Origin of the sequence: Paenibacillus sp. FSL W8-0426 (assembly GCF_037969725.1) — a bacterium.
In the GTDB taxonomy this organism is placed as follows: Bacteria; Bacillota; Bacilli; order Paenibacillales; family Paenibacillaceae; genus Paenibacillus; species Paenibacillus hubeiensis.
Map to the genome: position 1 here is coordinate 3,049,896 of NZ_CP150203.1, position 12,023 is coordinate 3,061,918.

General features: G+C 53.2%; 10 protein-coding genes. 8 read left to right on the forward strand and 2 right to left on the reverse strand.

All coding sequences use genetic code 11. The features are described from left to right. Window positions 1-47 precede the first annotated feature (47 nt). The 8 genes from MKY59_RS13900 (at window position 48) to bshB2 (ending at window position 9,786) form a co-directional block, all read left to right on the forward strand. Complete coding sequence (locus MKY59_RS13900) at window positions 48-2,105, forward strand: glycoside hydrolase family 65 (protein ID WP_339278389.1); 2,058 nt, start codon at window positions 48-50, stop codon at window positions 2,103-2,105. An 80-nt stretch (window positions 2,106-2,185) separates the two neighbouring features. Further along, on the forward strand, window positions 2,186-3,331 hold the full coding sequence (locus tag MKY59_RS13905; RefSeq protein WP_339278060.1) for a glycoside hydrolase family 88 protein: 1,146 nt from the start codon (window positions 2,186-2,188) through the stop codon (window positions 3,329-3,331). Beyond that, window positions 3,328-5,916 (forward strand): glycoside hydrolase N-terminal domain-containing protein, encoded by a 2,589-nt coding sequence (locus MKY59_RS13910; protein WP_339278061.1) that lies wholly within the window; start codon window positions 3,328-3,330, stop codon window positions 5,914-5,916. Before MKY59_RS13905 ends, MKY59_RS13910 begins: the two co-directional genes overlap by 4 nt. A gap of 80 nt (window positions 5,917-5,996) precedes the next feature. Further along, a complete protein-coding gene (locus tag MKY59_RS13915; protein ID WP_236413823.1) occupies window positions 5,997-6,386 on the forward strand; it encodes a tautomerase family protein in 390 nt (129 codons plus the stop codon). Window positions 6,387-6,575: 189 nt separating this feature from the next. Continuing rightward, window positions 6,576-7,241: a metalloregulator ArsR/SmtB family transcription factor gene (locus MKY59_RS13920; protein ID WP_236413824.1), complete on the forward strand. Its 666-nt coding sequence runs from the start codon at window positions 6,576-6,578 to the stop codon at window positions 7,239-7,241. Between the two features lie 70 nt (window positions 7,242-7,311). Then, window positions 7,312-8,637 (forward strand): MFS transporter, encoded by a 1,326-nt coding sequence (locus MKY59_RS13925; protein ID WP_339278062.1) that lies wholly within the window; start codon window positions 7,312-7,314, stop codon window positions 8,635-8,637. Window positions 8,638-8,743: 106 nt separating this feature from the next. After that, window positions 8,744-9,088, forward strand: coding sequence for a YojF family protein (locus MKY59_RS13930; RefSeq protein ID WP_236413826.1), 345 nt, complete (start codon window positions 8,744-8,746; stop codon window positions 9,086-9,088). A 23-nt stretch (window positions 9,089-9,111) separates the two neighbouring features. Next, window positions 9,112-9,786, forward strand: a complete 675-nt coding sequence (gene bshB2 / locus MKY59_RS13935) for a bacillithiol biosynthesis deacetylase BshB2 (RefSeq protein WP_339278063.1) — start codon at window positions 9,112-9,114, stop codon at window positions 9,784-9,786. Between the two features lie 79 nt (window positions 9,787-9,865). On the opposite strand, the gene MKY59_RS13940 is transcribed toward bshB2, so the two are convergent. Together MKY59_RS13940 and MKY59_RS13945 are read right to left on the reverse strand one after the other, a co-directional pair. Further along, window positions 9,866-11,194, reverse strand: a complete 1,329-nt coding sequence (locus MKY59_RS13940; RefSeq protein WP_339278064.1) for a uracil/xanthine transporter — start codon at window positions 11,192-11,194, stop codon at window positions 9,866-9,868. Between the two features lie 76 nt (window positions 11,195-11,270). After that, a complete protein-coding gene (locus MKY59_RS13945) occupies window positions 11,271-11,864 on the reverse strand; it encodes an ankyrin repeat domain-containing protein (protein ID WP_339278065.1) in 594 nt (197 codons plus the stop codon). Between the last annotated feature and the right edge of the window lie 159 nt (window positions 11,865-12,023).

Consider the following 12,023-nt stretch of genomic DNA (forward strand, 5'->3'; position numbering starts at 1 on the left):
GTATTTCTCTGTTTTGAACGGAGTTGAAAAGGAGGAGCGGACATATGATGGATCGCCAATCGATCGTCACTAGAAACCATCCGGTGCTGACGCGGATCGAACCTCTATCCCCTTTATCAGTGGGCAACGGGGAATTTGGATTCAGCGCCGATTTCACAGGGCTCCAGACCTTTCCGGAAGCCTACGAAATTCCTTTGGGAACCCAATCCGCTTGGGGTTGGCATTCAACCGGAGGCCGCCATGTATTCGGTGACGAGCATATCGTCTTCCAGCCTTTCGATACCTATGGCCGGCAAGTATTATATCCGATGAAACCGGAAGGCAAAGACGAGGCCTATCATTGGCTGCGCCAAAATCCGCATCGTCTCCAGCTTGGACGCATCTCGTTTCGGCTGTTACGGCAAGACGGACAAGAGGCGGAGTTGAGCGACGTTGTTCCGATCCGTCAGGAGATGCATCTCTGGACAGGCGTGCTTCACAGCATCTTCGCGGTGCAAGGTACGGAAGTCAGGGTGGAAACGACCTGTGATCCGCAGCGGGATTGCATCGGCATTCGCGTGCACTCCGCTTTGATTCGCGAAAATCGCCTGCAGCTGTTCGTTGCGTTCCCTTCACCGGACATGACTCACCGCAGCTGGTCGAAGTCTGTTTTTCCGGAATGGAACCGGGATGACAGGCACAGCACGGCGCTGATCGAAACAAGGGATGGTTCCGCTGCATGGAAACGTTTGCTGGATGAAGACGAATATGCCGTGAAATGGATGTGGGACGAAGGGCGGCTGACGCAAACGGGAACTCACGAATTTACGCTAATGCCGCGCATGGATTCCGACTCGGAAAGCTGGGAATGCAGCATCGCGTTTGCTCCCCGTAATCCGGAGCCGCAGCCGGCGCATGCCATTATGCAAGCAAGCTCGGATCACTGGCAGCGATTTTGGAATGGCGGGGCCGCCGTCGATTTGTCCGGCAGCACGGACCCGCGCGCTGCCGAACTGGAACGGCGGATCGTGTTATCCCAGTTCCTCTCTGCCGTACACAGCGCAGGAAGCATGCCGCCGCAGGAAACGGGGTACATGTACAACAGCTGGTTCGGCAAAATGCATCTGGAGATGCATTGGTGGCATGCGGCGCATTTTCCGCTGTGGGGGCGTGCCGATCTGCTGCTGAGAAGCATGGATTGGTATGTGGCCATCCTGCCGGAGGCTCGCAAATTGGCTCGTTCCCAGGGCTATGCGGGTGCCCGCTGGCCCAAGATGGTCGCGTACGATGGGCAGCAATCGCCGTCGCCCGTCGCACCGGGTTTGATCTGGCAGCAGCCGCATCCGATAGCACTGGCCGAAATGTGTTATGCGGCACGCCCGGAGGTATCGTTGCTGGAACGATACAAAGACATCGTGTTCGAGGCGGCTGATTTTATGGTTTCCTATGCTCATTGGGATGACGAAAAGAAGGCGTATGTTCTGGGTCCGCCGCTCATTCCGGCACAGGAAAACCATGCCATGGCCGAAAGCCTGAATCCGCCGTATGAGCTGGAATACTGGAAATACGGGCTGGACATTGCGGTGCGATGGGCAGAACGGCTGGGCATAACAGCTCCGCCGGAATGGATCGATGTGGCCTCTCAAATGGCGAAACCGCGGCACGAGGAAGGCGTGTACCTAGCGCATGAACACTGCCCGAACACCTTTACCGCCAAAAATCAGGATCATCCATCGATGCTCGGAGCGCTCGGCCTGCTGCCTGGCTCCTTGGTCGACAAAGGCATCATGAAAGAAACGCTGCTCAAGGTAAAGCAATGCTGGGACTGGGAGTCTGCCTGGGGGTGGGATTTCCCGATGTGCGCCATGACGGCGGCCAGGCTGAACGAACCTGAGCTCGCCGTCGATTTCCTGCTGATGGAGGCGACGAAGAACACGTATTTGCCAAATGGACACAACTATCAAAGACCCGGACTATGGGCATACCTGCCCGGAAATGGCGGATTGCTGACGGCGGTGGCGATGATGGCCGCAGGATGGACGGGAGCCGCTGAACGGGAGAATCCGGGGTTTCCGCAAGACGGGAGCTGGAGCGTGAAGTGGGAAGGGCTTAAACCGTTGCTTTGATGACCAGTTTCATCTTTATTCATAACAACACCTGGCACATGCCGGACAATCGTTGAAGAACACGACAGGGGGAGAGCGATATGGGCGAAATGTCGGCAAACGCAATACAGCGGCAAAGCAGAATGTCCGCCAAAATCGCGGATACGCTGCTGTCCGAGTGCACGGACGGGAACCACCCGAAGCTTGCGGGAAAATGGGGCTACGTTGCCGGAATGACGCTGATGGCCCTAGAGCGTGCGGCAGCCTGGAATAAAGAAGCGAAATATGCGGAAATGGTCCACCGCCACATGGACGGCTTGATTGGCGACGACGGAACGATCCGGACCTACTGTCTGGAAGACTATAACCTGGACATGATCAATGAAGGGAAAAACCTCTTTTCCCAGTGGAGAAAAACGGGCGACGAGAAATACCGCCTGGCGATATTGCGGCTGGTCGCGCAGTTGAAAGGACAGCCGCGCACGAGCGAGGGCGGGTTCTGGCATAAGAAGATTTATCCGTATCAAATGTGGCTGGACGGCGTGTACATGTCCTCTCCGTTTTTGGCCGAATATGCCAGTACGTTTGATCATCCTGAGAGCTTCGATGAAGCGGCACGTCAAATATTGCTGATCGAGCGGAGAACGCGCAATTCCAAGACGGGGCTGTTGCATCATGCCTGGGACGAGAGCAGGGAGCAGCGTTGGTGCGACAAGGAAACCGGCCAATCTTTTCATGTCTGGGGCCGGGCGATGGGCTGGTATGCGATGGCTGTGGTCGATGCGTTGGAGCATTTTCCGATCGATCACTCGCAGCGCGGGCAGATCATGGGCATTTTCGAGCGGATGGCTTATGCGATTGCCCACGCGCAGGACCATGACAGCGGGCTATGGTATCAGGTCATGGACCAGAACGGCAGGGAAGGCAATTACCTGGAAGCTTCCGCTTCCTGCATGCTGACTTATGCGCTGGCGAAGGGACTGCGGCTTCGGTATTTGGCCGAGTTGGATCGCAGCGTCATTGAACGTGCGTATGATGGAATTTTGAACAGGCTGGTTACCGAGGATGAAAAGGGGATACACCTGCACCATATTTGCCACGGCGCAGGCCTTGGCGGCAAGAAATACAGGGACGGCTCATACGCTTATTACATTAGCGAAGAGATCGTGAGTGATGCGCAGATGGGCGTTGCTCCGTTCCTGCTGGCAAGCATTGAAATGGAGAAGCTCGGGGCAGGAGAACCATGAGCAGCTTGGCAGGAGATTCGAATGCCGCCAGACCGGACCAAAACAGACTGCTGTTGAAATATCCTGCATCGTGGTGGCAAGGCATGTGGCGTGAAGCGCTTCCTTCGGGCAACGGCAGACTTGGCGCTTCCGTTCAGGGAGGAGTTCAGGAGGAAATTGTGTTATTGCAGCATGCCGATCTATGGCATTGGGGCCAAAAGCACGAACTGCCTGACGTCAGTCATACGCTGCCGGAGACGCGTCGCCTGATGGATGAGGAACGTTATTTGGAGGCGAGCTGGCATTTGACGCGAACGCTGCAGTCGCTTGGATATGCCTCCCGATTGTCTTCGCGGTTTCCGCTCGCAGCGCTGACGGTAACGATGCCTGGCAACCGTGCTTTCCGCAGCTACCGCCGGGAACTGGAGATGGACACGGGTGAGGTTCAGGTTCGCTGGCAAGACGGCGAGCGGGAATACTCCAGGTGTTTGTTCGTCTCCCGGGCGGACGATTGCATCGTCTACAAGGTGGAAGGGAGAGAGCTGGAAAGAACAAACCCGATAAAGGGTACGGAAAACCGGGCTGAAGCACCGCCTGAAGGTCCGCTCGAAGGTTGGATCGAAGGAATGATCGGGCTGCGGTTTCACCCCGGCGACAAGGTGCGGGAGGATGACGAATTCAAGGCTTTGGCGTCTTCGATCACTGTACGAGTAGAAGACAACACGATTTATTACGGCGGCCGCAACGATGACGGGCAAGATTTTGGCGCGGTGCTTGTATTGAATCCTTTAGATGGCGGGCACACGGTAAGGAAGGATTCAACGGATGTAGGCAGTACTGCTCAAAAGGGCAGTGACAAGCAGGCAGAAGGTTCAGGCAAAGCTGATCAGAACGAAGGAAGCGGCCAAGCGCTTGCGGGTCATCTCCATTTTCGGATGCCAGGCACATGGCTGATTTTGGTCAAAGTGTTTGCGACCGGGGAAAGGCAGCGGCAATGGTCTCGTTTAAAAGAGGAATTGTCGCAGCTCGCCTCCGATTACGATGTTTTGCTCGCCAGGCATGTTGCGCTGCATCAACCGCTATTCCGCTCTGTCGGACTTGATCTGGATGATGAAGGCGATGATGGCCGCTGCAATGAAGAGATGCTTCTGGCAGCCTACGAAGGTACCGCTCCTGCGGGGCTGGTTCGCAAACTTTGGGCTTTCGGCAGGTACCTTTTCATCAGTGGAACGCATGAGCACGGGCAAACGCCTTTTGGTCTTTATGGTTTGTGGGGCGGGGATTACCGGCTGATCTGGGGCCATCACATGGCCAACGAAAACGTGCAAATGATGCATTGGCATTCCAATGTGGGCGGGTTGTCCTGCCTGAACCGGGCATTGTTCCGTTACTATAACGGTTTAATGGAGGATTTCCGGGATAATGCACGCAAGCTCTACGGCTGCCGGGGCATCTATATCCCTGCCGGAACGACGCCGGGCATCGGTGTGCCGAACCAGATCGTGCCGGTTATCATGAACTGGACCGGAGCAGCGGGCTGGCTTGCCAGGCATTATTACGAACATTACAGATATACCGGCGACCTGCATTTTCTGCGGGACGAAGCTTTGCCGTTTATGCGTGAGGCTTTGCTGTTTTATGAGGACTTTCTGGTGCCGGGCCCGGACGGGAAATATATCATCTATCCATCGGTCTCTCCGGAGAACACGCCGCAGAACTTCATGCCCAAAGACGGGCAGCAGCTTGCACATCCAATGCCCACCGCTATGAATGCTACCATGGATGTGGCCATCGTGAAGGAATTGCTTCAGCATACGATTCAGGCCAGCCATTTGCTCGGCATTCACAAAGAAGACATCCCGCGCTGGGAAGCCATGCTCGGCCGTTTGCCTGCGTATATGGTCAATCCGGCCGGCGCAGTGAAGGAATGGCTGCATCCCGCGTTCGAGGATCGGCAGGATCATCGTCATCTTGCGCATTTGTATCCGGTTTTTCCGGGACAGGAAATGAGCCGTGAGCAGCAGCCGGAGCTTTTCAAAGCATTCGAAACGGCGGTGCATCAGCGCCGACTCGGCGCCCAGAGCGGCTGGTCGCTTGCACATATGTCTTCCGTCTATGCACGCCTGGGCGATGGTGATCGGGCACTGGAGTGTCTGGACGTTCTCGCGCGCTCCTGCGTGCTCCATAACGGTTTTACCCTGCATAATGACTGGCGCCAAATGGGGGTGAGTATGACGATGCCTGCTGCACCCGTGCAGTTGGATGCCAATTTGGGCTGGGTCAATGCGGTACAGGAAATGCTGCTTTACGTTTCACCGCAGTGGATCAAACTGCTGCCGGCATTGCCGTCCTCATGGGTGAAGGGTTCTTTCCGCGATTGGCGCATACCGGAAGGAAGCCTGTCTCTCCACTGGGATCGGTCAGCAGGAGCATTCCGCGCAGAAATAAGCGCACTTCGTCCGATGGTTGCCAAGCTTCAATTGCCGCCATGGGTTCCAGGCATTCATGCCTATGGACGAAAGGATGGCATTTCGGGACCAACGGCGCCGGGTGAGTATAAGCTGCAACTAGAAGCCGGGGAGAGGCTTGTGGTTGAACAGGCATGATGTCAAAATGATGAACTGGATGTTATAATTTGGTTTTAATACATTAGCTGAGTAGAGCAGGGAAAGGTGAGATGAGGAGCATGGCTCAAGTCAAAATTTTCGGGATAAAGGAACGCCTGAATCCGGTGAAAGCGAGGTTGTCGGACATCGTCCATGAGTGCGTTGTCGCAAGCTTCGATTTGCCTGAAAGTAAAAAATTCCATCGGTTTTTCCCCATGGACCGGGAGGATTTTCATTATGCGCCCGGACGCACGGAAGCGTATACGATCATTGAATTGAGCATTTTCGAAGGCCGGTCGGAAGCGGCGAAGAAACAGCTGTTTCGTTCGCTTTTCGAACGAATCGAGCAAGAGCTGGCTATTGCCGTTCAGGATGTTGAAATCACGATCTTCGAGACGCCGAAATCCAACTGGGGCATACGGGGATTACCCGGAGACGAATTGGATCTTGATTATAAGGTGGATGTGTAATTAAGTAAGGAATAAAAGATGCCAAGCCGCCGAAAGGTGGCTTTTTTGGTTTTTATGAATCAGGATGGTGTTGGGGTTGCCGATGGAAGTTTAAGATGCGCAATTCATTTTTTTCTTGACATGTGATGAGAGATGCAATAGATTTTATCTATTAAATAAATCAATTGAATGATTTAGAGGTGGCCGAGAGTGGACGAAAGAGAATTTAGAGACGGCTTGTTTATTGAATTCGCTCGGATTGGTAAGTGTTTATCCAGTCCCAAGCGGTTGGAAATTTTGGACGTGCTGACGCAGGGACCGAAATCGGTAGAAAGCATTTCCAAAATGACTTCGATTTCTGTGGCGAACGCTTCCCAGCACTTGCAAACCTTACATCAAGCTAAATTGGTCGTATCCAAGAAACGTGGAAATTATGTGTTTTACGAGCTTTCCGATCCGGCAGTATTACATTTTCTCCATTCTCTTTACGGACTTTCAGAGAAAAAGCTGGTCGAAGTCCAACATATTAAAGAGCAATTTATGGGGCAATTTTCGGATGTGGAGGCCGTCACACTGGATGAATTGTCAAAGCGTATGGATGCAGGAGAAGTCGTGCTTTTGGACGTGCGTCCGATAGATGAATACGAAGCGGCACATATTCCGGGGGCGGTATCAATCCCCATTGAAGAATTAGCCGAGCAATTATCCTCATTGCCGCAAGATGCCGCCATCGTAGCTTACTGTCGTGGACCATATTGCCTTATGGCGATCAAAGCTATTGAAATGCTCAAGGCTCGGGGTTACGAGGCCTTCCATCTTGATCGAAGTGTTCATGATTGGAATGATTACGTGAGTAAGGAAGCAACCACTTCATAAACTTGGAACCAATCAGCAAGGTCTGACCGATATGAAAAATCAGCCTGATTCAGGGAAAGGTGTTAACAAGATGGGAATGGCAAGCTCTGTCACAAGGCAACAAGAATTGATTAATAGCTATGCGGAGTCCCCGGAGAAACAACGGGAGCTGTATCGGCGTACACTTGCAACAGTGATTTTCTCGCAAATTTTTGGAGGTGCCGGCCTTGCCGCCGGAATCACGGTGGGCGCTTTGCTGGCTCAGGACATGCTGGGTACGGACAGTTACGCGGGTGTACCCACGGCACTGTTTACGTTGGGATCGGCTGCGGCAGCCTACATGGTCGGCAGGTATTCTCAGAAAAAAGGGAGAAGGCTTGGCCTGGGTCTGGGATTTGTAATCGGGGGCATAGGCGCAATCGGGGTGATTTTCGCGGCACTCCTGAACAGCATTTGGCTGCTCTTACCTTCGTTGCTCGTATACGGTGCCGGGACAGCGACCAATTTGCAGGCGCGTTATGCAGGAACAGATTTGGCATCACCGAAACAGAGAGCAACTGCAGCGAGCATGGCGATGGTATTCACGACCTTTGGTGCGGTTGCTGGACCTAATCTGGTCGACGTTATGGGCGAATTTGCGCTTACGATTGGTGTACCTAAGCTTGCGGGACCCTTTATTCTGGCTACGGCCGCTTATTTTTTGGCTGGGATCATACTGCTGGTCTTTCTTCGACCCGATCCACTTTTAGTTGCGAAAGCTGCTGCTACGCGAACAGTGCACAATACAACATCTGCGGGACAAACGGAAACACTGCTTGAACGCAGAGGAATCATTCTTGGTGCTTCCGTGATGATTCTGACTCAAATCGTTATGGTTGCCATTATGACGATGACCCCGGTACATATGAAACATCATGGGCACGGGTTAAGCGAGGTAGGGATTGTCATTGGTTTCCATATTGGATCGATGTATTTTCCTTCGTTGATTACAGGCATTTTGGTGGATAAAATCGGTAGAACGACCATGGCCATCGCATCGGGGGTAACGTTACTCCTTGCGGGAATCACGGCAGCGCTTGCGCCAGCCGACTCCATGACACTGTTAATCATTGCCCTTTCGCTTTTGGGGCTCGGATGGAATTTTGGACTCATCAGTGGTACGGCACTTATCGTGGATTCAACGAGATCGACGAATCGTGCAAAAGTGCAAGGTTCTGTGGATGTATTGATCGCGCTTGCGGGTGCCTCTGGCGGAGCGCTGTCCGGTATGATGCTGGCACATACCAGTTATGCGGCCTTATCTTTTGCAGGAAGCGCGCTATCGACATTGCTGATACCGATTATGTTCTGGCCTCGTAAAAGGCAAGCGAACGTAGCATTGAATACAATGGGGCTTAACGAATCGAAGGGTGAATAAGGTGGATTGTGACTATCATTGGCGCCGCTGGGCACTCCATGTCTATTCTTGCGAACATATGTTAAAATGGAACAGTACTTACGTTTTAGCAAATAAGGAGGCCCACATGCAGCTGATACAACCCCAAGATATCCAATCCCGGATCGATCGGCTGGCCGATCAGGATCTGTACGTACACCTGGAACTGACGTCAGGTGCATATGCCAATCATTATGACAGCTCGAAACACCCGGCTTCGGCATTCATTACCAATGCGGTTATTCGATATACGCAAGGTTCCATCTCCGGTACAAACCCTTACCGTGTCGGTTTGAAGACAACGCAAGGCTGGATCTATGCCGAAGGACTTACTCACGTCGACGAAAACGAGCAGGAGCGATTGATCCTGGCCGGGCACGATAGCCAAGGCAAATTGGTTGTCGCCCTGCAGTTGAGCCGGGAACCCTTTTGAAGAAAGCGGAGGATCAAGCAAACATGAACAATAAAACATATGAAAATCAACGCATTCTTGTCGTGTTTCCCCATCCTGACGATGAAGCATTCGCTGCATCGGGAACGTTGGCCAAGTACATAGCCGGAGGTGCGCAGGTAACTTATGCTTGCCTTACGCTTGGCGAGATGGGTCGCAACATGGGCATTCCGCCGTTCGCCAACCGGGTCACTCTGCCGATCATTCGCAAAGAGGAACTGAGGGAGTCTGTCGAGGCGATTGGCATTCAGGATTTGAGAATGCTCGGCTTCCATGACAAAATGATCGAATTCGAAGACAAAGACCTGCTCGACGGTCAGATCATGGAACTGGTCAAGGAACTGAATCCCGCACTTGTCATTACCTTCTATCCAGGGTACAGCGTACACCCCGATCATGATGCGACCGGTGCCGCCGTCATTCGTACGATCCAACGGTTGCCGGCAGAAGAGAGACCGCTCGTATACTGCGTGGCGTTTTCCCGCAATCATGAAGAGGCGATCGGAAAACCGGACGTGTTGGTGGACGTCAGTGATTTTCTGGCCAACAAGGTGAATTCGATTCGTGCGCACCGTTCGCAATTCCAGGCAGCAGAGCTTTTCGGAAACCGTGAGCTGGACGATGAAGAAATTCGCGGGAGGTACGGCCGGGAAGCATTCTGGACCTTTCGTTTCGAGTAATTTCCATGCATCCGTCCATATGATTACACATCAAAAAGCCGCCATTGGCGGCTTTTCGTTTGATCAGGCCAGCCAGTATTTACTGGTTGGCCTGTTTTGCCGGTTTGGATTCGAAGGTTTCCCATCGTATGGCAACCTCCATCACAATGGCTACAATGACTCCGACGATGAGCCCGTTCGAAAAAATCGGCGACCACAGCGGCGGAAAATCCGCGAATGCGGAGGCAGGAATGTTCATGATGCCGATCCCGGTCAATACCGGAAGGGCCACGCGATAGATCGTTTTGTCGTTGAACGAAGTCAGCGTGAATGAGCGGATTGCCGTACCGAACATTTGCAGATACGCAATGAACAGCACCGCGCTGCCCACCGACATCGGAAGTGTGGCTAGCCAGTGGCTAAGGGCCGGAACGATCCCCACCAGCACGAGTAAGGCTGCCCCCAGCACAAATGCGGCGCGGCGCAGCACTTTCGTATTTTCCAGAAAGCCGATGGAGGAGGCAAACGTGCCGAACGGTATCAAGCCAAAGCATGCACCGATCACCGAAAACGATTTGGTGAACAATAACGAGCGCACAAATCGCTTGTTTTCAATGTTTTGCTGATACAGTTTGCCCGCCGCCGTGAGACTCGTTAAGGTGTTGGTCATGTTAACGAGGCCGGCGACGAGGCCGACGAGCAAAATTCCCGGTTCGAAGGAAGGCTTGCCCCAAGGCATCCAGTTCCATATAGCGATGCTGCCCGTGTTCGCTGATGCCGTCCCGTCATGCTGGCCGAACAATGCTGCATAAGCGATCCAACCGATAACCAAGCCGCCAAGCAGCGAAAATTGGCCGATTTTGCCCTTTCCTTTCATGTGGATCAGCGATACAACCACCATGACAAAAAGCGACAGTCCCGCAAGCTTCAAATCCCATTTGCCCTCTTCGTTGAAGCCGATCAGGCCTTTAAAAAACGTATTCGCCAGTTGGAAGGTCAGCAGGAGCAGATAAACACCCATAACGATGGGTGTAAATATACGCTGCAGCAGCTTCAAGAAGCCGAATAACGTCAATGCCATCGCCAGGACGCTGGACAAAATAAACCCGCCTGTCAAATTCGCCGCAACGGTGGCCGCATCCATGCCCATGGTCGGGGCGGAAGCGATGATGCCCAAAACAAGCCCCCACCAAACCCCGGCAGGTCCATCCATAAGTGCCAAACGATGTCCCCAGAGAGCTTGCACGATGCATAATATGCCGGTCAAAATAAACGAACGCTGCATCGAAGCAGCAAGATCCGGAGCGTTCAGCCCAAGCGCATGGCCGATCGACAGCGGCACAAGCACCGTGTTGGTAAACAAAAAGAAAAGCCACTGCACGCCTGCTAGAAGGGTGCTGATGGCATGTTTAGACTGTGCAAATTCCATAATTCATTCCCATCTTTCTGTACTATACAAACCGACTAATCAATACGGCTTCTATAAACATATTTGATTAAGCGTATTAGCGGCCGCCCGCCGCTTTCAGAATCGCGATCATTTCGATATATCCGCGTTTTTCCGCATGTGCCAACGGCGTTACTCCTTCGTTGTCGGGCAGGTTTACATCGGCCCCGTGCTCGGTCAACAGCTGCACGATCCGGGTGTGTTTGGTGCCGCCATGACCCAAAATAACGGCTTCCAGCAGAGCAGTCCAACCCAGATTGTTGATATGATCGATGTTGACGTCGGAGTGCTCAAGCAAGTACTGCACGATGTCCACATGTCCGCGGTCGGCGGCCGGAATGAGTGCGGTCCCGCCGAACCGGTTCGTAAGCGTCGTGTCTGCTCCCGCCTCCACGGTCAGTTTGACGATATCCAGCAAGCCTTCGGCACCTGCGTACAGCAGCGGGTTATCGAAGCGATGATCGCGCTGGTTGATGTCGGCCCCCGCATCGATCAGCGCTTTTAGCGTGTCCGGATGGTTGCCATGGGTGGCAGCTAATGCTGCGGTCCGTCCGCGTTCGTCGGTAGCGTTAATGTCGGCGCCGGCCTGAAGCAGGGCGAGGATCTTTGCGGTGTTGCCCTGTTCGGCAGCTGCGAACCATTCTTTTTGCATAACTTGATCTCCTTTCGTGTTAACCGTACAACCTGCCAGAATGATAACTATCGCAGCCAAGAGGCCTTGGGTTAAATAACTCACATTATCCCTCCATGAATAGGTAACGTTTTTATGTTATCATGGGATTTATCTATATGAAAAATATTAAATTTGTAG

Excerpts from the sequence above, each read along its gene's own strand:
- MKY59_RS13900 (WP_339278389.1), top strand. The coding sequence starts at position 48 with ATGGATCGCCAATCGATCGTCACTAGAAACCATCCGGTGCTGACGCGG.
- MKY59_RS13905 (WP_339278060.1), top strand. The coding sequence starts at position 2,186 with ATGGGCGAAATGTCGGCAAACGCAATACAGCGGCAAAGCAGAATGTCC.
- MKY59_RS13910 (WP_339278061.1), top strand. The coding sequence starts at position 3,328 with ATGAGCAGCTTGGCAGGAGATTCGAATGCCGCCAGACCGGACCAAAAC.
- MKY59_RS13915 (WP_236413823.1), top strand. The coding sequence starts at position 5,997 with ATGGCTCAAGTCAAAATTTTCGGGATAAAGGAACGCCTGAATCCGGTG.
- MKY59_RS13925 (WP_339278062.1), top strand. The coding sequence starts at position 7,312 with ATGGGAATGGCAAGCTCTGTCACAAGGCAACAAGAATTGATTAATAGC.
- MKY59_RS13930 (WP_236413826.1), top strand. The coding sequence starts at position 8,744 with ATGCAGCTGATACAACCCCAAGATATCCAATCCCGGATCGATCGGCTG.
- bshB2 (WP_339278063.1), top strand. The coding sequence starts at position 9,112 with ATGAACAATAAAACATATGAAAATCAACGCATTCTTGTCGTGTTTCCC.
- MKY59_RS13940 (WP_339278064.1), bottom strand. The coding sequence starts at position 11,194 with ATGGAATTTGCACAGTCTAAACATGCCATCAGCACCCTTCTAGCAGGC.
- MKY59_RS13945 (WP_339278065.1), bottom strand. The coding sequence starts at position 11,864 with ATGCAAAAAGAATGGTTCGCAGCTGCCGAACAGGGCAACACCGCAAAG.